Below are 434 nucleotides of genomic sequence, written 5' to 3'. Positions count from 1 at the left end.
GGCACGAATTCCGGAACGCCGAATAGATCGAGCGCGCCGATGCGTCCGATGACCCCGAAATAGGCGTTCATGGCCAGACGAAATTCTTCAAAGTCTCCGCCGATCCCATCGGAGAAGATGGTCAGGGCCAGTACCTTGAGCGTGAGCAACGTCATCTCGGCGGCAGCGTCGACCACGGTACCGCAGCCGAGGCGGCTCCATTTGCCCGCGAGCTCGTCCGCCGCGGTTAGTATCGCCTCGCTGAAGGAGGCGACGGTCCGCTTTGCGAATAGCGGTGCCAAAGTCCGGCGCTGCACCTCCCAGCGGCTTCCTTCCACGCTCAATAGGCCGTCGGCGAGACCGGAGGATAGGATGCGGCGCTGGATTGGGTCCTTGCGGTAGTTGTCCGCGTTGTCGAGAAGAACGCGCTTGATCGCGGCCGGGTCGTGAACCAG

General features: G+C 62.9%; 1 protein-coding gene. It reads right to left on the bottom strand.

Annotated elements, in window-relative coordinates:
- Positions 1-434, bottom strand: a 434-nt coding sequence (locus tag AC0L3C_RS36190) for a cytochrome P450 (protein WP_473410408.1), incomplete at both ends; no start/stop codon positions are given.

Source organism: Bradyrhizobium sp. WSM4872, from assembly GCF_055811715.1.
Note: the sequence above shows the minus strand (reverse complement) of the source record. Positions and strands in the feature narration are given on the sequence as shown.